This window comes from Paracoccus caeni (genome assembly GCF_016629665.1).
GTDB lineage: Bacteria > Pseudomonadota > Alphaproteobacteria > Rhodobacterales > Rhodobacteraceae > Paracoccus > Paracoccus caeni.
Map to the genome: position 1 here is coordinate 207,135 of NZ_JAEPRQ010000002.1, position 20,624 is coordinate 227,758.

Sequence of the window (20,624 nt, forward strand, 5' to 3'; positions counted from 1 at the left end):
GATAACACAGCGGTCAATGCAGATGTAGGCCCCCGGCGCATCGCACCGGGGGCGGCCAATCTTACTGGTTCGCCTCTTCCTCACCCTCAGGCGCGGCTTCTCCATTCAGCAGCGCCTGAAAATCCTGATCCAGCTTTGCCAGCGCATCATCGATATGCGCCCGCCTTTCGCCGATCCACGCCTCCTGCGCGGCGATATCTTCACGCGCGGCTGCGATCATCCGGTCCATCTCGGCCGGTTGCGGCCCGCCCGTCGTGGCCCGCGCCTTGATGATCGCGACCGGATCCAGCGTCGCCCGGAATTGCTCCTCGCTCAGCGGCAATTCCTGCGGATGGTCGGTGCCCTCGACCGTCTCCGCATAGATCCGCTGCGCCTCTGCATAGGGGAAATCCAGCGGCCCCAGATCGTTCGACCGCGCATAGGTCACGATCTCGGACGCGAAATGATGCCCTTCACGGAACGGCAGTCCATGATCGCGCATCAGCAGATCGGCCAGCTCCTGCGAGGCGGTCCAGTCGCTGTTCAGCTCTTCCAGCGCGCGCTCGGGGTTGATCACCAGCGCTTTCAGCACCTTGTCCAGCCGGTCCAGCGTATTGATCCCCGCATCGACGATGGCCGAGTTGTCGCCCACGCCCTTCGGATCTGGCATGCCCGGCGTGATATTATGCGTCTGCCAGACCGGCCCCATGGCCAGCGCGATGGTCTGCGAGGCATCGCTGCGGGTGTTGTTCAGCAGCCCCGGATTGCGTTTCTGCGGCATCGCGCTGCTGACATAGGTGTTCTCGCCCCCCTCTTCGAGCAGGATCCACGGCTTCGTCTGGGCATATTGCGTCATGATATCCTCGACGAAATTGCCGCTATGCAGCGCGATCGAGGTGACGACCTGACCGACCTCTACCGGGTGATCCATCGAGGAAATCTGCGAGGCGTCATAGGCGTTATCGACCAGCCCGGCGAAGCCCAGATAATCCGACATCCGCTCGCGGTTCAGCGGCCAGCTTGTGCCGTTCAGAACGGTGGTGCCCATGGCGCTGCGGTCGATGCGGGCATAGGCTTCACGAATGCGCTGCGCATCCCGGGAAAAGCCCGCCGCATGGCCCAGCAGGTAATGGCCGAAGCTGTTCGGCTGCGCCGCGACGCCGTTGGTATAGTTCGGGACGATGGTGTCCTTGTGCCGCTCGGCCAGATCGACCAGCGTGGTCGCGGTGGCATTCAACTGATCCGCCAGCGACAAGAGCCCGTCGCGCAGGATCGCCGCGCGATAGGTGGCGTGCATGTCCTGACTGGAGCGTCCCGCATGCAGCAATGTCACGTCAATGCTGCCCGCCTCGATCAGCAGCGGTTCAAAGGTGATAACGGTCGAGGGACGGTCGGCATCGGGCTGATTACCCTCTTCGATCACCTGCGCGATGGCGGCCGCGATGCCGGGGACCATCTCGGCCTCAAGCAGCCCTTCCTCGGAATTGATGACGGCGGTGGCCTTGTTCATTTCGCCCAACCAGAAAAAGGCGTCGCGTTCGGGGGCGTCCTGCGCAGAGGCAAAGCTCGCATAGCAAGCCATCGCGCCACCCAGGGCAAGATATCTGAGCATTCTGGTCACGTTGTGACGGATACCGGGTTCAGTTTTCATGGTTATTCCTCCCTGTGTTGCCGTGGCGTCAGCATAGGGAGATGAGAAGCATTGTCACGACGGCCAGGGGAATGTTTGGGCTATCATTCAACCTTTGGGCAAAATAACGCCCGGGATTGGCTTTGACCGCACGCCTTCGACGGCTCGAAACACAGAACTTCCTTCAAGGCTCCAGCCCCGAATTCTCTGGTTCAAGATAGTGCGCCCGCCCGGAATCAAGTCGCCCTTGGGCGACGCCGGGCAGTGCCCGACCGCCCGGACGGGCGGGCACTTCGGTGAGGTCGCTCGCAAAAGAAAGGTTCGACGGGGCGGCACCATAAACTGTGCAGAACTACTGTCGCAGTGCCCACCCGCGGTCGGGCACTGCCCTCCGCTTCAAACGTCACCCGCCATCGCCAAGCCTTACTAGACCTGCCAGCGCGGCTTCCGTTTCTCAAAGAATGCCCCGATCCCCTCGGGCGCTTCATCGCCTTCCCACGCCGCGACCAGCCGGTCGATGCTTTCCTCGATCACCTGCTCATCGATCCTCGGCCCAAGCGCGCGGCATTGCGCCTTGGCCGCCGCAATCGCCCCCGGCGCGCCCAGAAGGAACGGCGCGATCTCTTCCTCGACCACCGATGCCAGATCGCCCGAGGGAACCGCCCGCGCCGCGAGGTTCAGCGCCACCGCCTCTTCCGCGCCGAACAACCGGGCCGAGAAGAACACGCGCCGCGCCTTGTCCTCGCCCATGCGGGCCAGAACATAGGGGCCGATGGTCGCCGGGATCAGACCCAGTTTCACCTCGGTCAGACCGAATTTCGCATCCGAGGCGGCGATGACGATATCGCAAACCGCCATCATGCCGACGCCACCACCAAAGGCATTGCCCTGCACCCGCCCGATCAAGGGCTTCGGCAGCGTGTTCAGCGCGAACAGCATATGTGCCAGAACCCGGGCACCCGCCCGGCGGGTTTCGGCATCGGCACCGATCTGCGACTTCATCCAGCCCAGATCGCCGCCCGCGCAGAAGCTGGCACCCTCGGCAGCCAGCACCACAACCCGCACCGCAGGATCACGGCCAAGCTGACCTGCGGCCTCGGTCAACTCCTCCATCATCTGCTGGGACAGCGCATTGTGCTTTTCCGCCCGCGCCAACCACAAGGTCGCTACGCCGCGCACATCCGTCTCGATCCTGATCGTCTCAAACATCGCACTCACCCCCGCATGGCGCGCGCCATCTGCGCCGCCTGTTCGATCACTGATCTGTCCAACCCGGTCTGATAGCCGCGCTGATCCAGATGATGCGCGACCAGTTCGGTCGCCACATTGCCCTGCGCGCCCGGCGCATAGGGACAGCCGCCAAGACCGCCGACCGCTGCGTCAAAGACCCGCAAACCACGGGCCAGACTGGCATCGATATTCTGCAACGCCCGGCCTGCGGTGTCGTGATAATGTCCGGCCAGCTGCCCGGCAGGCATTTCCTCCAACACCGCCGCCAGCATTGCATCGATGGTTTCAGGACGGCCCTGCCCGATGGTGTCGCCAAGGCTGATCTCGTAGCAGCCCATATCCCGCAAGGCCGCCACCACCCGGGCGACATTGGCGGGCGGCGTCGGGCCGTCGAAGGGGCAATCCGTCACCACCGAGACATAGCCGCGCACCGGAATGCCGTCGGCCGCAGCCGCCTCGGCCACCGGGGCCAGCCGTTCCAGACTTTCGGCAATGGTCGCGTTCAGGTTCGCCTTGCTGAACCCTTCCGAGGCGCTTGCGAAGATCGCGACCTCACTGGCACGGGCCGCCTTGGCGCCCTCATAGCCCTTCATATTGGGCGTCAGCACGGCATAGGAAATGCCGGGCACGCGGTTGATCCCGGCCATGACCTCAGCGGCATCGGCCATCTGCGGCACCCATTTGGGCGACACGAAGCTGGTCACCTCGATCCGCCGGAAACCCGCTTGCGACAAGAGATCGACAAGCGCGATCTTTTCCCCGGCAGGGATCAGCCGCTTTTCGTTCTGCAGCCCATCGCGCGGGCCCATTTCAAAGATTTCCACCGCTTCAAGCACGGGTTCTGTCACAGGATTAGTCACTGAGTGCCTCGTAAAACGCTTTGGAATAGATCACCTTCGCATCGGCAGCGGGCAGCGAGGCACGGAAGGCGGGCCTTGCCTCGCAGCGCGCCAGATAGGCGGCCAGCGCCGGGCGGTCGTCATAGCGGACAAAGCGCGACGAAATCCAGACGGCAAAGCCCACCGCGCAATCGACGCCCGAAAACCCGCTGCGCATCAGCCATTCCCGGTCCGAGACCGCGCTTTCCACCAGCGATAACGCCCGCGACAACCGTGCCGCCTCCAGCCGCATGACGATGGGCGAACGCATGTGATCCTCGCGCAGGAAGATATGCTGCTGGGTCAGGTTGGCAATGTGCTGGCCCAAGGTCTCGGCAAAATGCAGCCAGTCGAGCCAGGGTCCGCGCCCCTCCTCGCCTGGCGCGCGCCACAGGGTCGGTGCCCGCGTCTCGCACAGATATTCGACGCAGGCACCGGATTCGTGCAGCGTCATACCGTCGATCTGCAAGGCAGGCACCCGCCCGACCGGGTGAATGTCGCTATAGGGCGGCTGGCGCATCGATTTATCGAACATCGACAATTCATTGACTTCGAACGGGTCGCCGATTTCGTGAAGCAGCCACAAGACCCGCATCGAACGCGACAGCGGCACATGCCAGAGAACCGGGATATCGCTCATGCAGCCGCTTCCTCTTCTTCCTCAAGCCGGATCAGCGGCGCGCCCGCCTCTACCTGATCGCCGGCCTTTGCCAGCACCTCGGCCACCACGCCATCGCGGGCGGCGGTCAGGCTGTGTTCCATCTTCATCGCCTCCAGCACCGCCAGACGGTCGCCCGCCTTGACCACCTGCCCGGCCTCGACATGGACCGATTTCACCAGCCCCGGCATCGGCGACAGCGTCAGCGCCGCCCCCGCACCTGCGCCGCTGTCACGGGCCAAGGGGTCCAGCGGCACCAGATGCACGGTCCGCCCGCCAAAGACACTGACGCCCGCATCATGGGTGACGATCCGGTTGCGGCGCAGCGCGTCATCGACCCACCAGCGATCACCCTGCCAGCGCACCTCATGCGCAACCCCGTCCAGCGTCACCCGCGCCGCGCCGGGACGCAGCACCTCAAGCAGCGCCTCGCCGCCTTCCCAGGCCACAGTCCGCCGCAGCGGCTGCCATAGGGTCATGCCCCCGCGAACGGTGTGATCGGCAAGCCCCGCCAGCCCGATCACCGCCAAGGCCCGCGCCGCGCCCTCGGCCTCGGACGAGGCGACCAGCGCATCCAGATCACGCTCGATCAGGCCGGTATCGACCTCGCCCTTGCGGAAGCCCGCATGCCGGGTCAGCGCGATGAGGAAATCGAGATTGGTGACCGAACCCGCGACTTCGGTATCGACCAAGGCCGCCTCCATCGCGCGCAGCGCAATGGCGCGGGTGGCGCCGTGGGTGATGATCTTGGCGATCATCGGGTCATACCACGGGCTGATCGTATCGCCCTGCCGCACGCCGGTTTCGATCCGGGCGTGATCGGGGAAGTTCAGATGCGCAAGCCTGCCGGTCGCAGGCAAGAAACCCGCCGGGACATCCTCGGCGTAAAGGCGGGACTCGAAAGAGTGGCCGGTGATGGTCAGGTCTTCCTGCTTCGCGGGCAGCGGCTCGCCACTGGCCACACGAAGCTGCCATTCGACCAGATCGACACCGGTAATCGCCTCGGTCACCGGGTGTTCGACCTGCAGGCGAGTATTCATCTCCATGAACCAGAAGCGGTCGGGTTTCAGCCCGTCGCTGCCATCGACGATGAATTCGATCGTGCCCGCACCCTTGTAGCCAATAGCTTCGGCGGCACGGGTGGCGGCGGCGCCCATGATCTTGCGCATATCCTCGGTCATGCCGGGGGCCGGGGCTTCCTCGATCACCTTCTGGTGGCGGCGTTGCAACGAGCAGTCGCGTTCGAACAGGTAAACCGCGCGGTGACCGTCGCCAAAGACCTGCACCTCGATATGGCGGGGTTTCAGGACGTATTTCTCGATCAGCACGTCGGGGTTGCCGAAAGCGTTCTTCGCCTCGGATCGGGCGGATTCCAGCGCGTCGTTAAAATCTTTCGGATCATCGACGCGGCGCATCCCCTTGCCGCCGCCGCCCGCAACGGCCTTGATGAGGACCGGATAGCCGATCTGAGTAGCCTGCTGGGCCAGATAACCGGCATCCTGATTGTCGCCGTGATAGCCCGGCACCACCGGCACGCCTGCCTTTTCCATCAGCGCCTTGGCCGCGTCCTTCAGCCCCATGGCCCGGATCGCGCTGGCCGAGGGGCCGATGAAGACCAGACCCGCCGCTTCAACCGCATCGACGAAATCGGGGTTTTCGGACAGGAAGCCATAACCCGGATGGATCGCCTCGGCACCCGTGGCCTTGGCGGCGGCAATGATGGCGTCGCCGCGAAGGTAGCTGTCGGCGGGGGCCGGGCCGCCCAGATGGACGGCCTCATCGGCGATCGCGACATGGCGGGCGGCGCGGTCGGCGTCGGAATAGACCGCGACCGTCGCCACCCCAAGGCGGCGGCAGCTATCGATGACGCGGCAGGCGATTTCGCCACGATTGGCGATCAGGATCTTGTTGAACATGGCTGGCCTCTCGCTGGTCGGCAGCAGCCGGGGGCTTCGCGCCCCCGGACCCCTGCGGGATATTTGGATGAAGAAGACATCATTGGATCGCCTTTGTCAGAAGGCGGGCAGTGTCGGCGTCGAAGGCGACCAAAGTGATCTGAAGGTCGGGCGCTTCGTTGGTAATGGTTTTTACGGCAATGCCCGCTGCGCGGTCGGGCGGGAAGCCGTAGATGCCGGTCGAAATGGCCGGGAAGGCGATGGTGGTCAGGCCGTGCTGGCGGGCCAGTGCAAGGCTGTTGCGATAGGCCGAGGCAAGCAGGCCATCCTCATCCTGATCGCCGCCGCGCCAGACCGGGCCTACGGTATGGATGACATGGCGGGCTTGCAGGTCATAGCCTTTGGTGATGCGCGCCTCGCCCGTGGGGCAGCCGCCGATGTTGCGGCATTCGGCCAGCAATTCCGGGCCCGCGGCGCGGTGGATCGCGCCGTCCACACCGCCCCCGCCCAGCAGCGACGAATTGGCGGCGTTGACGATGGCATCGACGTTCAGCGTGGTGATGTCGCCCTGCCAAACCCGGATCATGTCGCCCCCCCTTGTCTCAGGGTTGCGGCCATCTGCCGCTGCCCCAGACGTTCGGCGTGCTGAAGCGCGGTGATGCCGTCATGGTCTGGAATGTTCGGATCGGCCCCTGCCGCCAGCAGGTCGGTGACGATCTGGCGGTGGCGTTCGCCGCCATCGGCAAGGATCACAGCCTCCATCAGCGCGGTCCAGCCGAGGCGGTTCACATGGTTCACATCCACCCCCTCCGCGATCAGGATGCGGACAGTTTCGACATGGCCGCGTTCCGCCGCCGGGATCAGAGCCGTTCCGCCGAAGCGGTTTGTCGCTGTCAGGTCCGCACCGTGCGTCAGCGTCAGGCGCAGGATGTCGTCATGGCCGCGTGCCCCGGCATAGAGATAGGGGCTGTCGTCGATATCGTCCTTGGCGTTCACATCCGCGCCGGCATCGATCAGCAGGCGGGCGGCATCAACATGGTTGCCATGGGTGGCTAGCAGCAGCGCGGTTTCACCCTTGTTGCTGCGGCTGTCGATGGGCGTGCCTGCGGCGATCTCGGCGGCGACGGTGGCGGCATCGCCCTTGGCGGCGGCGTTCAGCAGCGAGAGAGGATCGGCCATGACGGCACCTGCGCTGAGAAGAAGGGGGGCCAGCCAGTGGATCATGGTGTGGCCTCGTCCGAGGTGCGGATCAGGCGTTCGAAACGGTGGCGGTAGATCAGGTTCGGGCGGGTTCCGTCGGCCCAATACATGACCAGCGGCAGGGTCAGCGGGAAGCCCATGGCAAGGCTGATCCAGACCGTCGTCCATGCCAGAGGATGCCGCCCGATCAGCGCCACGAGGCCGATGATGTTGTTGACCAGAAGAAGGACAAAAAGCACCATCCGGAGAAGCACCCAAATGTCCGGGACAGCCGAGAACAGTGCCACCAGCCCAATGATGGCCACCAGACCCTGCAACGCAACGAAGCCGATGATGAACCAGATCGCGCCGAAGCTGCGCGACCGCGGGTGGCCAAGCGCGAAGTTCGGTCCGGTGCGAACCCATTCCCAGCCGACGATGTCATCGCCCCGGCGCTGTGGCTGATCGGTCATTGGATCACCTCGATCAGCCGGAAGCGTTCGCAGACCAGTTCAAGATCGTCCGAAAAACCGCCATTGCGGGCGAAGAAATCGCGGTGGCCCTGTTGCCAGTCGGCGAAGCTGCCCTCGCCCTCGGCCAGTGCGAAATCTTCGGGGACATCGGCGAAACGGCGGATGGTCACCTCGGTCACCTCATAGACCAGCGCCGGTTCGCCGTTCCAATCCTCGGCAATCCGCAGATCGCCCGGCTGCGGGACCGGCTCTCCCTCGGCCTGATAGTCGCGCAAGGCGCCACAGGTCGCCGTCTTGCCGCCCGCGCGGATCAGATCCAGCAGCAGTGCCGACAGTTCCGCACTGTCACCAAAGCCGGTGCGGATCGCTGTCGGGTAGCGAAGGGCGAGGTCCAGACCCATCAACGTCACATCCTGAAGAGGCCGAAGCGGGTCGGCTCGATCGGCGCATTGAGACTGGCGCGGAGCGACAGGGACAGCACTTCGCGGGTCTTGCGCGGGTCGATGATACCGTCATCCCAGAGCCGCGCCGAGGCGTAGAGCGGGTGGGACTGACGCTCGAACATCTCGATGGTGGGGCGTTTGAACTCCGTCTCTTCCTCGGCGGACCAGGTGCCGCCGGTGCGTTCGATCCCGTCGCGGCGGACGGTTGCCAGAACGCCTGCCGCCTGCTCGCCGCCCATCACCGAGATCCGGCTGTTGGGCCATGTCCACAGGAAGCGCGGCGAATAGGCGCGGCCTGACATGCCGTAATTGCCCGCCCCGAAAGAGCCGCCGACCAGCATGGTGATCTTGGGCACATTGGTGGTGGCAACCGCCGTCACCATCTTTGCGCCATGCCGGGCGATGCCTTCGTTTTCGTATTTGCGACCGACCATGAAGCCGGTGATGTTTTGCAGGAAGATCAGCGGGATACCGCGCTGGCTGCACAATTCCACGAAATGCGCGCCCTTCTGCGCAGATTCCGAAAACAGCACGCCGTTATTGGCGACGATGCCGACCGGGCAGCCCTCGATATGGGCAAAGCCGGTGACCAGCGTTTCGCCGAAGCGGGCCTTGAATTCGTCGAAGCGAGAGCCATCGACAGTGCGGGCGATCACTTCGCGGATGTCATAGGGGGTGCGAAGATCGGCAGGCACGACGCCAAGGATTTCTTCGGGGTCATAGGCAGGGGCTTCGGGCGATTGCCATGTCACCGTCTGCGGCAGGCGGCGGTTCAGGTTGGCAATGGCGCGGCGCGCCTCGGCCAGCGCATGGGCGTCATCCTCGGCCAGATAATCGGCCACGCCCGACAGGCGGGTATGGACATCGCCGCCGCCAAGGTCTTCGGCGCTGACGATCTCGCCCGTGGCGGCCTTGACCAGCGGCGGGCCGGCCAGAAAGATCGTGCCCTGATTGCGTACGATGATGGTCACATCGGACATGGCGGGCACATAGGCGCCGCCCGCCGTGCAAGAGCCCATCACCACCGCGATCTGCGGGATGCCCTTGGCGCTCATCTGCGCCTGATTGTAGAAGATGCGCCCGAAATGGTCGCGGTCGGGGAACACCTCGTCCTGATTGGGCAGGTTCGCGCCGCCGCTATCGACCAGATAGACGCAGGGCAGATGACACTCCATCGCGATTTCCTGCGCGCGAAGGTGTTTCTTCACCGTCATCGGGTAATAGGTGCCACCCTTCACGGTGGCATCATTTGCCACGACCATCACGTCCAGCCCATGCACCCGCCCGATCCCCGCGATCACGCCTGCGCCGGGGGCCGCGTCGTCATACATGCCATGCGCCGCCGTCACGCCGATCTCAAGGAAGGGCGAGCCGGGGTCCAGAAGGTTCGCCACCCGTTCGCGCGGCGGCATCTTGCCGCGGCTGGTATGGCGCTCCATCGCTTTGGGGCCACCGCCTGCCAGCACCGCCTCGGCGGCCTGTCGGGCGGTGTCGAGCAGGCCCAGATGAGCCTCGCGGTTGGCGCGAAACGTGTCGGAATTGGTCAGAGCCGAGCTTTTGAGTTTCATTTTACGGTTCCCGCATTTGCTTGAGTTCCAGCGCCCGTCGCGCTGTATGGTTGAGCTGGCACGAGGCCGAAGCGATCCCCCGCATCGAGCCGCCGCCAAATTTGTCATAGGCAAAGCCGCAATCAGCATCGCGGAAGGCGATCCATGCACGTTGCGCGGCCTGTAGTTTCTCTGGCAGGCCATCGCTGGAATATTGCTCACGCGTGGCGCTGTATTGGCTGTTCAGAATCCCGTCCCATGCCTTCGTTTCGGCCATCAGGCATTCGGAGATGCCGACCGTGGTGCTGCCATCCGGCGTCGCCGTCTGGCAGGCATCTGCGGCCTGACCGATGCAGTCGGGGTCTATGCCTGTTGCGCCATCGAAGCATTGCTGCACCGCGGCTTCATCGACCGCGAGATCTTGCGCGACGACGGGCAGCGGCAGAACGGCTAATGTGATGGCGAGATACTTAAGCATAGCTAATCCTTACTTCTGTGGAGGTAGAGTTCCGGCCCGAAAGCCGGTGACCCTCAGGCGGGCTGTGGCTGTCCACCCTTGGGGTTCGCAGGTGCCCGCCGATCTGCATGATCGCCCGGGCAATTGTCGTGCCGCGGATAAACGGGGCGAGCGCTGCAAAGCGATGGTTATCAGGGTGAAACATCATTCTCCCCTTTTCATCTTGAGCGCCTGCCGAACGCTTTCGAAAATTTCGACGGTGCGTGCTGCAAGCGTTTCGGAACGCTCGGGATATTTCAGCCCATGCAAGCGCCCTCGACCCGGCCAGTTGGCGACCGGATTTGCATCAAGCAAAGCACGTTCTTCCAACCGCTCCTCAACATGGTCGCCCAAACTTGTTCCCGGCGATTTTCGCCATTCGGGTTTCTGCAGCTCCAGCGGCAACAATTCCGCAGCAGTTTCGGCATCCATCAACGCCTGCTTGTCCACACGCCGCAATTTCCGATGAGCTTCGGCCTTGTGTTTCGGAACCAACCTGCGTGAGGCCTTGTCGTTCTGCCCAAAACTCTCGCGCCGGTCCTTGGCATAGGACAGCGCCTTCTTTTCCTGCGGGGTGCGCGGGCGTTTCGTGACCATGCTACGCCCCCTCATCCAGATACCGATCGAGCCGCAGATATTGCCGGGCGGTCATATCCAGCATGCAGCCCACACCAGCAGGACCACCGCCCGAACCGCCGCCCCATTGGCTGCGTTCAAAACCGCATGCGGCATCGCGGAAGCCGATCCAGTTGCGCTGCATGTCGCGCAGAAGCGGCTGTTGTTTCTCAGCCGCCGAGCCAAGCTCGTCCATCTCGCGGTCGGTCGCTTCTGCCTTGGCGGTCAGCGCCCGATAGCTCTCGTTCAGTTTCGCATCCCAGAGGTCGAGTTCCTTGCCGGTGCAGATCGACATGCCCGCCGTCGTATCGCCGCCCGGGCTTTCCATGCATTTCTGTGCGGCAAGACCGATGCAGCTTTCGGCATCATCACCCTGCTCCGCGCTGGTTGCCTCCAGACAGGTGTCGAGAATGGCCGCGTCGATTTGCAAATCCTCTTGCGCCATGGCGGGTGCCGCAAGCAGGGCTAATGTAAGGGCGAGCGACTTAAGCAAGACTAAACCCTCCTGAGTTAATGTCCCCGCCCGGAATCAAGGTGTCGAAGGCACCGCCGGGCAGTGCCCATCCGGCGGACGGGCTCTGCCCTAAGCACTGTGACGGCAACCCATTCATGGCTTACCCTCGCTCTCGGCCAGCTTGCGCAAATCGCGGCGGATGACCTTGCCGGTAACGGTCATCGGCAGCGCATCCAGAAAGCCGATCTCGCGCGGGTAGGAATGCGCCGCCGAGAAACGCCGCGCATGGTCCTGCAATTCGCGCGCAAGCTCGTCGCTGGCGTCGTTGCCGTTGCGCAGAACGACATAGGCCTTGACGATCTCGGTCCGCAGAGGGTCGGGTTTGCCGATGACCCCGACCTGCGCGACGGCGGGATGTTTCAGCAGGCAATCCTCGATTTCAGAGGGGCCGATCCGATAGCCGCCCGAGGTAATCACGTCATCGTCGCGGCCGACGAAGCGGATATAGCCGTCCTCGATCACGCCACGGTCGCCGGTGACCAGCCAGTCGCCGCGAAATTTCTCGGCCGTGGCGTCGGGACGGTTCCAGTATTCCAGCATCATCGACGCAGCGCCGCGGCGAATGGCGATATCGCCTTCGTCATTTGTCGGCTGTCCATGTTCATCGATGACCTGCACCTCGAACCCCGGCGCGGCCTTGCCGATCCAGCCGGGGCGCGAAGGGAACATCGTGCTGGCCGAGCTTGCGACCATGTTGCATTCGGTCTGGCCGTAAAATTCGTTGATGGTCAGGCCAAAGGCACCGCGTCCCCAATCCAGCAATTCCGCGCCCAGGGTCTCACCCGCAGAGGCGACGGAGCGCAGGCCGGGGATCCGAATATCCTCGGCCTTGAGCATCTTCAGGGCGGTCGGCGGAAAGAAGATATTGCGAATGCCGCAATCGGCGACCAGCGGCAGGACGGCTGCCGGCTCGAATTTCGGCATGCGGACCGCGACGACCGGAACCCCAAGCGCAAGCCCCGGCATCAGCACGTCAAACAGCCCGCCAATCCACGCCCAGTCGGCAGGCGACCAGATACAATCGCCCGGCTGACCCAGCAGATCATGGCTCATCTCGACGCCGGGCAGATGGCCGGTCAGGACACGATGGGCATGCAGCGCCCCTTTCGGCGCGCCGGTGGTACCCGAGGTGTAGATGATGACCGCAGGCGTTTCCGGCCCGGTCGGGCGGGCGGCGAAATCGCCCGCATCAGACAGGCCGTCTTCGGGGACGATCACCCGCAGGTCGGGGAAGCGCGCCAGCATCTCGCGCCCTTCGGTATCGGCAATCACCGTCTTCACCCCGGCATCACGCAAGCGCAGTTCCAGCGCTTCGGGGCCGAAAAGCTTGAACAGCGGGACCGAAATCGCCGCCGATTTCCACACCGCCAGATGCGCCGCCGCCGTCCATGCCGATTGCGTGCGAAGAACCGCCACCCGTTCGCCCTTGCTTGCCTCAAGCGCATGGGCAAGGGTCGAGCTCATTCCGTCAAGATCGCCATAGGTGACGGGTTTCGGTCTGCCGTCATATTCGATGATCGCGACCGCCTGCGGGTCATGGGCCAGACATTGCGCGGCCATGTTGAGATCAGGCGGGAAACTCCAGCGGAAATCGCGGTGCTGCGCGGGGTAATCGGCATGGGTCAGGGTGCGGGCAGTGTCGGTCATCCTACGCTCCCTCATTCAGATATTGTTGCAGCCACAGATATTGGCGCGCAGTCAGCACCATCAGGCAGTGCATTTCGGAGGGACCGCCACCCGTACCGCCACCCCATTGGCTACGCTCGAACTGGCAGGCGGCGTCGCGATAGCTGATCCAGTTGCGTTGCATTTTCTGCAGGAACGGCACCTGCTTTTCAGCGGCGGAGCCCAGTTCCTCCATGTCCACATCGTTGGACACAGCGTAAGCCATCAGGGTTTGGTAGCTTTCGTTCAGTTTCGCGTCCCAGACCTCACGCTCGCGATCAAGGCACAGCGACATGCCCATGGTGGTCTGGCCTATATCGCTTTCCATGCATTGATCCGAGGCAAGACCGATACAGCTTTCGCGGTCGGGCTTTTCGTCCTGACCAGCCTTGTCGAGACAGGTTTCCAGGACCGCAGCATCGAACTGCAAATTCTCCTGCGCCATGGCGGGCAGCGTAAGCGTGGCTAATGAGAGAACCATATACTTAAGCATCGCTAAACCCGATCTGGTCAGAGACCCCACCCGGAATCAAGGTGCCGAAGGCACCGCCGGGCAGTGCCCGACCGTCCCTCCGGACGGGCACTTTGTCGCCGTCCCGCGTTACAGAGATGCTCGACGGGATTGCACGATAAATCACCCCGTATGATCGTTGCTGTGCCCATCCGACGGTCGGGCGCTGCCCTATGCTCTCAGTGACTGATCGGGTCATTGATCGCCCCCCAGCCGGAAGCCAAAGCGCTCGCCCGCGGCGAAGGCGTTGCGGTCGTTGCCTTCGTTCGGGATGCCGCCTTTCAGCAGCTTCGCCAGATGCATCAGGTTCCACGTCATGATCGTCGCATTGCGGCGGGTGAAGGCGTTGTCGTAACCGGCGCGGCTGCCATCCTCCAGCACGTCGCCGAAACTCGCCCCCGGACCGGCCTCGCCGATCCAGCCGCAATCGGCCTGCGGCGGGATGGTGTAGCCCAGATGGTTCAGCGCGAAGGTCAGGGTCATGGCGGTGTGCTTGATTCCGTCCTCGTTGCCGGTGATCACGCAACCCGCCACCTTGCCGTAATAGCTCGACTGGCCCTTGTCGTTCAGTTCGCCCGACATCGCATAAAGCCGCTCGATCAGGATGCGGCAGATGCTGGATTCCTCGCCCAGCCAAAGCGGGGTGCCGATGACCAGAATGTCGGCCTCGCGGACCTTCGGCCAAAGCAGATCGGGCCAGTCATCGGTGGACCATCCCTCTTTGCGCATATCCGGGCTGACGCCGGGCGGCACGTCATGGTCAAGCATGTGCAGATGCTCGACCGCGACCCCTTGCGCGGCCATCAGATCGCCGACCGGCGACAACAGCCGCTGTGTATGGCTGTCAGCACTGGCGCGCTTCAGCGAGGTATTGATGATCAGAGCCTTGAGATTGTCGAACTGCATCGCCCCCTCCTCGGGTCAGACCAGTCCCATCAACTCGCGACCGATCAGCATACGGCGGATTTCGCTGGTGCCGGCGCCGATCTCCATCAGCTTGGCATCGCGGAACAGGCGGCTGACGACCGAGTCGTTCAGGAAGCCCGCACCGCCAAGCGCCTGAACCGCCTGATGCGCCTGCACCATCGCCTGTTCGCTGGCGTAAAGCACCGCGCCGGCCGCATCCTGACGGGTGACCTTGCCCGCGTCACAGGCCTTCGCCACCTCGTAAACATAGGCGCGCGAGGTGTTCAGCGCGACATACATATCGGCGATCTTGCCCTGCATAAGCTGGAACGAGCCGACCGGCTGGCCGAACTGCTTGCGGTCGCGGATATAGGGCATCACCTCGTCCAGACAGGCGGCCATGATGCCGGTGCCGATGCCCGACAGCACCAGACGTTCGTAATCCAGCCCCGACATCAGCACGCGGACGCCGCGGCCTTCCTCGCCCAGAATATTTTCGAACGGGATCTCGCAATCCTCGAAGATCAGCTCACCCGTGTTCGAGCCGCGCATCCCCAGCTTGTCAAAGTGCGGCGAGGTCGAGAAACCCTTCATCCCGCGTTCGACGATGAAGGCGGTGATGCCCTTGCTGCCCGCAGTCGGGTCGGTCTTGGCATAGACGACCAGCGTTTGCGCATCCGGCGCGTTGGTGATCCAGTATTTGTTGCCGTTCAGAACAAAGCGGTCGTTCTTCTTTTCGGCGCGCAGCTTCATGCTGACGACATCGCTGCCCGCGCCCTCTTCGGACATGGCCAGCGCGCCGACGGCGGTGCCGCTGCACAGGCCGGGCAGATATTTCGCCCGCTGCTCGTCAGAGCCGTTCAGCTTGATCTGATTGACGCAAAGGTTCGAATGCGCACCATAGGACAGACTGACCGAGGCCGAGGCCCGCGCGATCTCTTCGGTCGCGATGACATGGGCCAGATAGCCCATCCCTGCCCCGCCCCATTCCTCGGGAACGGTGATGCCCAGCAGGCCAAGTTCGCCCATCTCGGTCCAAAGCTCGTTGGGGAACTCGTTCGATCGGTCAACATCGGCGGCGATTGGCTTTACCCGCTCTTGCGCCCAACGATGCACCATGTCGCGCAGTGCATTCACATCCTCACCCAGATCGAATTCCATGCCTTGCGTGAACATCGTGAAACCTCCTCCATGGTTATTGAACGACCGTTCATTTAATGGCTTTTACGTCATTCCCCCATACTGCGTCAAGCAAAGCCTGCGCCTTATGACGATGTGGGTCAACATGCGCCTGGGCGACAGGCCGCCGATCCGGGCGATCAGGGCGCTGCCGAACCAGTTTTGACAAGGCTGTCGGGAAGCCTGCGCAACGCGGAAAAAGGCGGGCGATGCGCCCGCCTTTCAGCTTCAGGCGAAGCGATTGTCGCGCGGGAAACCGCGGGGGGCCATGCGACCGGCACCGGCGCGTTTGCCCAGCCATTCGCTGAGGTCGCTTTCGGTCCGGGTCTTGCCGCCGCCCATCGGCCAGCTTAGCCCTTCGGCCAAAGTGATGAAGGTCGCGTCCGAGAGGGTGTCGGGGGCGACCAGTCCGCCGCCGCTGCCGAACTTCTGCAACCTAACGCCTTTTCCGCGCGACATTTCCGGCAGGTCGTCCAGCGGGAAGACCAGCATCTTGCGGTTGGTGCCGACGACCGCGATGTGATCGCCCGCAACAGGTTTGCACAGCAGCGCATCGCCGTTCAGCACCTGCTTGCCAGTCTTGGTCTGTGCCAGAATATCCGCCGCACCGACCACGAAACCATCGCCGACTTTCGAGGCGACCAGATATTTCTGACCGTCGCGCCAAGGGAACATGGTGACCACCTCCGCCTCGTTCGGCAGGTCGATCATCAGCCGCAAAGGCTCGCCCAGACCACGCCCGCTGGGCAGGTTGTTAGCGGGCAACGTATAGAAGCGTCCGTTCGACGCGAAGATCATCAATTTGTCGGTCGTCTCGGCATGAATTGCCAGTCCGGGGCCGTCGCCATCGCGGAATTTTTGCTCCGCATCCAGCGGCTGATTCCCCTTCATCGCGCGAATCCAGCCCATCTTCGACAGAATCACCGTCAGCGGCTCGCGTTCGATCATCGCGTCCATATCGATGGGCGCGATATCCTCGGCATCATTGTTGATGACGGTGCGGCGCTGACCCTCTGGCGAGGATTTGCCGAAGAGGTTGCGCACCTCTTTCAACTGATCCGAGATTTTCGCCCATTGCAGAACGTCGCTGTCCAGCATCGCCTGCAACCCCTCGCGCTCGGCCAGAAGGTTGTCGCGTTCGGTGCGCAGCTCGATCTCTTCCAGCTTGCGCAAGGCGCGCAGGCGCATGTTCAGGATCGCCTCGACCTGAACGTCGCTCAGCTTGAATTCGGCGATCATCACCGCTTTCGGATCATCCTCGTACCGGATGATCTCGATCACGCGGTCGAGGTTCAGATAGGCGATCAGATAGCCTTCCAGCACCTCCAGCCGGGCGGCGATCTTGTCCAGACGGTAATTCGCGCGACGGACCAGCACCTCGCGGCGGTGGTCCAGAAAGGCGCGCAACACCTCTTTCAGCGAGCAAACCTTGGGCACGCGGCCATCGATCAGCACGTTCATGTTGAGGTTGAACCGGATCTCCAGATCGCTGACGCGGAACAAGGCCGCCATCAACTGCTCGGGATCGACATTGCGGGCGCGCGGTTCAAGGACGATGCGGATATCCTCGGCGGATTCGTCGCGGACATCGGCAAGGATCGGAATGCGCTTGGTCTGGATCAGTTCTGCCAGACGCTCGATCAGCTTGGATTTCTGGACCTGATAGGGGATCTCGGTGACGATGATCTGCCACTGACCGCGTTCCAGATTTTCCTGTTCCCATTTCGCCCGCAACCGGAAGGCGCCGCGCCCGACGCGATAGGTCTCGGCAATGCTTTCGGCGCTTTCGACCAGCACGCCGCCGGTCGGAAAATCCGGGCCTTTGACCAAGGCGGCAATGGTGTCGTCGCGCGCCTCGGGGGTCTTGATCAGATGCAGGCAGGCATCGATCAATTCGTGCAGGTTATGGGGCGGAATATTGGTCGCCATCCCCACCGCAATCCCCGACGCGCCGTTCGCCAGAAGGTTCGGGAAGGCCGAAGGCAGGACCACAGGCTCGGTCAGGGTGCCGTCATAGTTTGGGCGGAAATCGACCGAGTCCTCGGTCAACCCGTCCATCAGCGCCTCGGACGCCTGCGCCAGACGCGCCTCGGTATAGCGGGCGGCGGCGGGGTTGTCGCCGTCGATATTGCCAAAGTTCCCCTGCCCGTCCACCAGCGGATAGCGCATGGCGAAATCCTGCGCCAAGCGCGCCATGGCGTCGTAAATCGCCGCATCGCCGTGGGGGTGATAGTTCCCCATCACGTCGCCGGTGATCTTGGCGGATTTACGGAAAGCCCCGGTTGGCGACAGCCTGAGTTCGCGCATGGCATAAAGGATGCGGCGATGGACCGGCTTCAACCCGTCGCGGGCATCGGGCAGCGCCCGGTTCATGATCGTGGACAGCGCATAGGTCAGATACCGATCGCCAATGGCGCGGCTGAGCGGTTCGGACTGCGTGTTCTGTTCGGGGTCGTGAGGCTGATCGTCGGACATGGGATCTGGAATAGGCCGAGCGGTGCGGACGGTCCAGATGGAAATTCCAGCCCCGCGTCGAACCTTGCCGATGCTGGCGCGTTGGTTGGCCTTGGGGCGCGGGATCCGTTAAGACGCCACGAAAGATTTCCGGGCGGAGGGGCCTGCATGATTCGACTGGGGCTTTTGCTACTGGCACTGATCGCCGCCATTGCGCTGACATGGGCCACCTATGGCGAGGGCGATCTGCGCGCGGAACGCCGCGCCGCGATCCCGGAAACCCAGCCGGAGACCACGCCCACGGATGCCCCTTCGCTGATCGAAGAACTGACCCGCCCCGAGCCGGACCAGAATACCGGCCCCATCGTCGAGGCGGAATCGCAGACGGCCCCGGTAACCGACGAATTTCCCGGCCCGCCGCTGCAACCCTCGCCCGAATATGAGGGTCAGACGCCCGAACCTGCACAAACCGCCCTGCCCGCCGGGGCGACCGGCCCGATCCTTTATGTCACCGCGACACGGGTGAATGTCCGCGCCGGTGCCTCGACCGGCGATGCGGTGGTGGTGGCGCTTGATCGCGGCGCGGCGGTCGAGGCGCTTGGGCCGACCGATGGCGATTGGGTGCAAATCCGCGATACCAACGGACGCCAAGGCTTCGTGTCCGGGCAGTTCCTGTCATCGCAGGCGCCGCGCTGAGCATGGCCGGACGGGTTCTGATCACCGGCTGTTCCTCGGGGATCGGGCTGGACGCCGCGCGCCGGTTGCAGGCCGAGGGCTGGCAGGTCGTCGCCACCTGTCGCAAACCCGAGGACATCGAGGCACGCCGGGCCGAGGGCATCGAATGTCATCATCTGGAACTGGCAGACCCTGACAGCGTCGAACGGCTGGCCGAAGAGGTGCTGGCGGGTGGACGGCTGGACGCGCTGGTCAACAACGCCGCTTTCGCTCTGCCCGGCGCGGTCGAGGATATGCCGCGGGGCGCGCTTCAGTCGATCTTCGAGACGAACCTGTTCGGCACCCATGATCTGACCGTCCGGCTGATCCCGCATTTCCGGCAGCATGGCGGGCGAATCATCAACATTTCATCCGTGCTCGGTCTGGTGGGCATTCCCTGGCGCGGCCCCTATGTGGCGACGAAATTCGCACTTGAGGGGCTGACAGACGTGCTGCGGCTGGAAATGGCCGGTTCCGGCGTCCATGTCGTGCTGATCGAGCCGGGGCCGATCACCAGCCGCATCCGCCTCAACGCGATCCCGCATTTCGAGAAATGGGTGAACTGGCAGGACAGCGCCCGCGCGCCGGAATATCGGGCCAGCCTGTTGAAACGGCTCTATGAACCATCGGGAAAAGATCGCTACGAATTGCCGCCCTCGGCTGTCAGTGACCGGATCGTTCAGGCGCTGACCGTAGCCCGGCCAAAGCCGCGCTACCGCGTCACCACCCCCACCCGAATCGCGGCATTCGGTCGCCGCATTTTGCCGACCAGCGCACTGGACTGGTTTGCCCGCCGCAGTTAGGCTTTCGCGCGAAAGGCGATTCCCATGCAAGATAAACCCCTGATTTTCCTTGTGGCACTGGCCGCGCTGGTGGTGCTTGCGATTCTGGCGACCGGGATCGGCGGTTTCGCCAAAGGTGGCGAGTTCAATCGCCGCAATGGCAACCGGCTGATGCGCTGGCGGATCATCGCACAGGCCGTCGCGGTGGCGCTGATCATGCTGCTGATCTGGATGAGAGGTTCCTGATGGTCGTCCTGAACAAGATCTACACCCGCACCGGCGACAAGGGCGACACCGCCCTGTCCGACGGCAGCCGCGTCGCCAAACACGATCAGCGCGTCGAAGCCTATGGCACCGTCGATGAACTGAATGCGACGCTTGGCCTGTGCCGGTTGCATGCCGCCGACGGAATGGCTGACAGGTTGTCGGTGATCCAGAACGACCTGTTCGATCTTGGCGCGGATCTGTCGCGACCAAATATGGCGTCAGACGATCAGGCAGGTTATCCTGTCTTGCGCATCATCGATGCTCAGGTCTCACGACTGGAAGCCGAAATCGATGAAATGAACGCCGATCTGAAGCCGCTGCGCAGCTTCATCCTGCCGGGTGGCACCGTGCTTGCCGCCCATCTGCACCTGTCGCGCACCGTCGCCCGGAGGGCAGAACGTCGCGCAACCGAACTGGCCGCCGCGGGTGACGTGAATGGCGCGGCGGTCCGCTATCTGAACCGGCTGTCTGACTGGCTGTTTGTCGCGGCGCGGCAGGCCAATGGCGAAGGCAGCGAAGATATTCTGTGGGTTCCGGGGGCCAGCCGCTAAGGCCAGCAACCGTCGCGCGGCCGCCGTCGCAATCGTCACGGCTGTCGCAAACGCAACG

At 63.7% G+C, this 20,624-nt stretch carries 22 protein-coding genes; 4 read left to right on the forward strand and 18 right to left on the reverse strand.

Annotation, left to right across the window (positions count from 1 at the left end):
* Positions 1-61: 61 nt before the first annotated feature.
* The 18 genes from JJJ17_RS07815 to parC form a co-directional block, all read right to left on the reverse strand.
* Positions 62-1,630: an argininosuccinate lyase gene (locus JJJ17_RS07815; RefSeq protein ID WP_200685180.1), complete on the reverse strand. Its 1,569-nt coding sequence runs from the start codon at positions 1,628-1,630 to the stop codon at positions 62-64.
* Between the two features lie 405 nt (positions 1,631-2,035).
* Positions 2,036-2,818, reverse strand: a complete 783-nt coding sequence (locus JJJ17_RS07820) for a crotonase/enoyl-CoA hydratase family protein (protein WP_200685182.1) — start codon at positions 2,816-2,818, stop codon at positions 2,036-2,038.
* A 5-nt stretch (positions 2,819-2,823) separates the two neighbouring features.
* Entirely contained in the window at positions 2,824-3,675 is an 852-nt protein-coding gene (locus tag JJJ17_RS07825; RefSeq protein WP_200685771.1) for a hydroxymethylglutaryl-CoA lyase, read from the reverse strand.
* Between the two features lie 16 nt (positions 3,676-3,691).
* Positions 3,692-4,357: a glutathione S-transferase family protein gene (locus JJJ17_RS07830; RefSeq protein WP_234463980.1), complete on the reverse strand. Its 666-nt coding sequence runs from the start codon at positions 4,355-4,357 to the stop codon at positions 3,692-3,694.
* Positions 4,354-6,291, reverse strand: coding sequence for an acetyl-CoA carboxylase biotin carboxylase subunit (locus tag JJJ17_RS07835; RefSeq protein ID WP_200685183.1), 1,938 nt, complete (start codon positions 6,289-6,291; stop codon positions 4,354-4,356). The genes JJJ17_RS07830 and JJJ17_RS07835 overlap by 4 nt, the downstream gene beginning before the upstream one ends.
* A 79-nt stretch (positions 6,292-6,370) precedes the next feature.
* Positions 6,371-6,856, reverse strand: a complete 486-nt coding sequence (locus JJJ17_RS07840) for an O-acetyl-ADP-ribose deacetylase (RefSeq protein ID WP_200685185.1) — start codon at positions 6,854-6,856, stop codon at positions 6,371-6,373.
* Entirely contained in the window at positions 6,853-7,494 is a 642-nt protein-coding gene (locus tag JJJ17_RS07845) for an ankyrin repeat domain-containing protein (RefSeq protein ID WP_200685187.1), read from the reverse strand. Before JJJ17_RS07845 ends, JJJ17_RS07840 begins: the two co-directional genes overlap by 4 nt.
* Entirely contained in the window at positions 7,491-7,922 is a 432-nt protein-coding gene (locus tag JJJ17_RS07850) for a hypothetical protein (protein WP_200685189.1), read from the reverse strand. Before JJJ17_RS07850 ends, JJJ17_RS07845 begins: the two co-directional genes overlap by 4 nt.
* A complete protein-coding gene (locus tag JJJ17_RS07855) occupies positions 7,919-8,323 on the reverse strand; it encodes an ASCH domain-containing protein (RefSeq protein ID WP_200685775.1) in 405 nt (134 codons plus the stop codon). The genes JJJ17_RS07850 and JJJ17_RS07855 overlap by 4 nt, the downstream gene beginning before the upstream one ends.
* A 5-nt stretch (positions 8,324-8,328) precedes the next feature.
* On the reverse strand, positions 8,329-9,933 hold the full coding sequence (locus tag JJJ17_RS07860) for a carboxyl transferase domain-containing protein (protein WP_200685191.1): 1,605 nt from the start codon (positions 9,931-9,933) through the stop codon (positions 8,329-8,331).
* Between the two features lies 1 nt (position 9,934).
* Complete coding sequence (locus JJJ17_RS07865) at positions 9,935-10,390, reverse strand: lysozyme inhibitor LprI family protein (protein ID WP_200685193.1); 456 nt, start codon at positions 10,388-10,390, stop codon at positions 9,935-9,937.
* A 183-nt stretch (positions 10,391-10,573) separates the two neighbouring features.
* Positions 10,574-10,840, reverse strand: coding sequence for a hypothetical protein (locus tag JJJ17_RS07870; protein WP_200685195.1), 267 nt, complete (start codon positions 10,838-10,840; stop codon positions 10,574-10,576).
* A gap of 166 nt (positions 10,841-11,006) precedes the next feature.
* The gene (locus JJJ17_RS07875) at positions 11,007-11,516 is read right to left on the reverse strand and encodes a lysozyme inhibitor LprI family protein (protein ID WP_200685197.1); all 510 of its coding nucleotides are present in this window, start codon (positions 11,514-11,516) and stop codon (positions 11,007-11,009) included.
* A gap of 114 nt (positions 11,517-11,630) precedes the next feature.
* On the reverse strand, positions 11,631-13,184 hold the full coding sequence (locus JJJ17_RS07880; protein ID WP_200685199.1) for an AMP-binding protein: 1,554 nt from the start codon (positions 13,182-13,184) through the stop codon (positions 11,631-11,633).
* Position 13,185: 1 nt separating this feature from the next.
* Positions 13,186-13,695, reverse strand: a complete 510-nt coding sequence (locus JJJ17_RS07885) for a lysozyme inhibitor LprI family protein (protein WP_200685201.1) — start codon at positions 13,693-13,695, stop codon at positions 13,186-13,188.
* A gap of 213 nt (positions 13,696-13,908) precedes the next feature.
* Positions 13,909-14,619: a flavodoxin family protein gene (locus JJJ17_RS07890; protein WP_200685203.1), complete on the reverse strand. Its 711-nt coding sequence runs from the start codon at positions 14,617-14,619 to the stop codon at positions 13,909-13,911.
* A gap of 15 nt (positions 14,620-14,634) precedes the next feature.
* Positions 14,635-15,795, reverse strand: a complete 1,161-nt coding sequence (locus tag JJJ17_RS07895; protein ID WP_200685205.1) for an isovaleryl-CoA dehydrogenase — start codon at positions 15,793-15,795, stop codon at positions 14,635-14,637.
* A gap of 231 nt (positions 15,796-16,026) precedes the next feature.
* Positions 16,027-18,273, reverse strand: a complete 2,247-nt coding sequence (gene parC / locus JJJ17_RS07900; RefSeq protein WP_200685207.1) for a DNA topoisomerase IV subunit A — start codon at positions 18,271-18,273, stop codon at positions 16,027-16,029.
* Between the two features lie 147 nt (positions 18,274-18,420).
* Here parC and JJJ17_RS07905 point away from each other — a divergent pair, with 147 nt between their 5' ends.
* From JJJ17_RS07905 to JJJ17_RS07920, 4 genes are read left to right on the forward strand one after another with little or no spacing between them, the layout of a single operon-like run.
* Complete coding sequence (locus tag JJJ17_RS07905) at positions 18,421-18,948, forward strand: SH3 domain-containing protein (RefSeq protein ID WP_200685208.1); 528 nt, start codon at positions 18,421-18,423, stop codon at positions 18,946-18,948.
* A gap of 2 nt (positions 18,949-18,950) precedes the next feature.
* A complete protein-coding gene (locus tag JJJ17_RS07910; protein ID WP_200685209.1) occupies positions 18,951-19,769 on the forward strand; it encodes an SDR family NAD(P)-dependent oxidoreductase in 819 nt (272 codons plus the stop codon).
* A 24-nt stretch (positions 19,770-19,793) separates the two neighbouring features.
* Positions 19,794-19,994 (forward strand): twin transmembrane helix small protein, encoded by a 201-nt coding sequence (locus JJJ17_RS07915; RefSeq protein WP_200685210.1) that lies wholly within the window; start codon positions 19,794-19,796, stop codon positions 19,992-19,994.
* Positions 19,994-20,566, forward strand: coding sequence for a cob(I)yrinic acid a,c-diamide adenosyltransferase (locus tag JJJ17_RS07920; RefSeq protein ID WP_200685211.1), 573 nt, complete (start codon positions 19,994-19,996; stop codon positions 20,564-20,566). Before JJJ17_RS07915 ends, JJJ17_RS07920 begins: the two co-directional genes overlap by 1 nt.
* Positions 20,567-20,624: the final 58 nt, after the last annotated feature.

Bases quoted from the DNA above. Each gene is read 5' to 3' on its own strand.
- JJJ17_RS07815 (WP_200685180.1), bottom strand. From the start codon at position 1,630: ATGAAAACTGAACCCGGTATCCGTCACAACGTGACCAGAATGCTCAGA.
- JJJ17_RS07820 (WP_200685182.1), bottom strand. From the start codon at position 2,818: ATGTTTGAGACGATCAGGATCGAGACGGATGTGCGCGGCGTAGCGACC.
- JJJ17_RS07830 (WP_234463980.1), bottom strand. From the start codon at position 4,357: ATGAGCGATATCCCGGTTCTCTGGCATGTGCCGCTGTCGCGTTCGATG.
- JJJ17_RS07835 (WP_200685183.1), bottom strand. From the start codon at position 6,291: ATGTTCAACAAGATCCTGATCGCCAATCGTGGCGAAATCGCCTGCCGC.
- JJJ17_RS07840 (WP_200685185.1), bottom strand. From the start codon at position 6,856: ATGATCCGGGTTTGGCAGGGCGACATCACCACGCTGAACGTCGATGCC.
- JJJ17_RS07845 (WP_200685187.1), bottom strand. From the start codon at position 7,494: ATGATCCACTGGCTGGCCCCCCTTCTTCTCAGCGCAGGTGCCGTCATG.
- JJJ17_RS07850 (WP_200685189.1), bottom strand. From the start codon at position 7,922: ATGACCGATCAGCCACAGCGCCGGGGCGATGACATCGTCGGCTGGGAA.
- JJJ17_RS07855 (WP_200685775.1), bottom strand. From the start codon at position 8,323: ATGGGTCTGGACCTCGCCCTTCGCTACCCGACAGCGATCCGCACCGGC.
- JJJ17_RS07860 (WP_200685191.1), bottom strand. From the start codon at position 9,933: ATGAAACTCAAAAGCTCGGCTCTGACCAATTCCGACACGTTTCGCGCC.
- JJJ17_RS07865 (WP_200685193.1), bottom strand. From the start codon at position 10,390: ATGCTTAAGTATCTCGCCATCACATTAGCCGTTCTGCCGCTGCCCGTC.
- JJJ17_RS07870 (WP_200685195.1), bottom strand. From the start codon at position 10,840: ATGGATGCCGAAACTGCTGCGGAATTGTTGCCGCTGGAGCTGCAGAAA.
- JJJ17_RS07880 (WP_200685199.1), bottom strand. From the start codon at position 13,184: ATGACCGACACTGCCCGCACCCTGACCCATGCCGATTACCCCGCGCAG.
- JJJ17_RS07885 (WP_200685201.1), bottom strand. From the start codon at position 13,695: ATGCTTAAGTATATGGTTCTCTCATTAGCCACGCTTACGCTGCCCGCC.
- JJJ17_RS07890 (WP_200685203.1), bottom strand. From the start codon at position 14,619: ATGCAGTTCGACAATCTCAAGGCTCTGATCATCAATACCTCGCTGAAG.
- JJJ17_RS07895 (WP_200685205.1), bottom strand. From the start codon at position 15,795: ATGTTCACGCAAGGCATGGAATTCGATCTGGGTGAGGATGTGAATGCA.
- parC (WP_200685207.1), bottom strand. From the start codon at position 18,273: ATGTCCGACGATCAGCCTCACGACCCCGAACAGAACACGCAGTCCGAA.
- JJJ17_RS07905 (WP_200685208.1), top strand. From the start codon at position 18,421: ATGATTCGACTGGGGCTTTTGCTACTGGCACTGATCGCCGCCATTGCG.
- JJJ17_RS07910 (WP_200685209.1), top strand. From the start codon at position 18,951: ATGGCCGGACGGGTTCTGATCACCGGCTGTTCCTCGGGGATCGGGCTG.
- JJJ17_RS07915 (WP_200685210.1), top strand. From the start codon at position 19,794: ATGCAAGATAAACCCCTGATTTTCCTTGTGGCACTGGCCGCGCTGGTG.
- JJJ17_RS07920 (WP_200685211.1), top strand. From the start codon at position 19,994: ATGGTCGTCCTGAACAAGATCTACACCCGCACCGGCGACAAGGGCGAC.